This window comes from Mycobacterium sp. E796 (assembly GCF_001672815.1).
In the GTDB taxonomy this organism is placed as follows: Bacteria; Actinomycetota; Actinomycetes; order Mycobacteriales; family Mycobacteriaceae; genus Mycobacterium.
The window spans coordinates 1-598 of sequence record NZ_LZKK01000013.1; the positions used below are offsets into that span (position 1 = coordinate 1).

General features: G+C 69.1%; 1 protein-coding gene. It reads right to left on the minus strand.

Annotated features, from left to right (window positions below):
* Window positions 1-598: HNH endonuclease signature motif containing protein (locus tag A5706_RS00840; RefSeq protein WP_156766896.1), on the minus strand; the 598-nt coding region annotated here is incomplete at both ends.

Consider the following 598-nt stretch of genomic DNA (forward strand, 5'->3'; position numbering starts at 1 on the left):
ACATAGGTGTGCCCGGCCGGAGACGTCAAGATCAGCGTCCCGTCAGGCAGCTGCTGTTCGGTCCAGCCGAAGAAGGTCTTGATCAAATGATGGGTTCTGCAGTAGCACTTCAGGTTTGACGCGTGGGTGAGCCCGCCCTGGCTATAGGGGATGGTGTGGTCGATGTCGCAGCCGATGGCCGGGGCGTCACAGCCCGGCCAGCGACACGTCAAATCCCGACACCGCACGAAATCGGCCAACGCCGCCGACGGCACATACCCCTCCTCCGGCGGCGCATCACCGGGATGGATCAACGGCATCCACTTCGCGGACGTGGCCAACTCGGCCAGCAGTTCGGGGGTGATCAACCCATCAGCACCCACCTCCGAGCCCGGCGCGCTGCCGCGCCCGTCCAGGGTGGCCTGCTCGGCGATCACATGAATCACCACCGGGCCCGCCGGCGGGCGTTTCCCGGCCGCGCAGTCCGGGCGCCCGCACCGACAGCCCAGCCGATCCGCCCCCGCGGCCAGCGCGCCCAGCGCATCAGCGCGGCGCTGCTCGCGGCTGCGCGGATCGTGCGGGCACACCGTGGCGGCCAACGCAGTCAGCCGCTTATCCA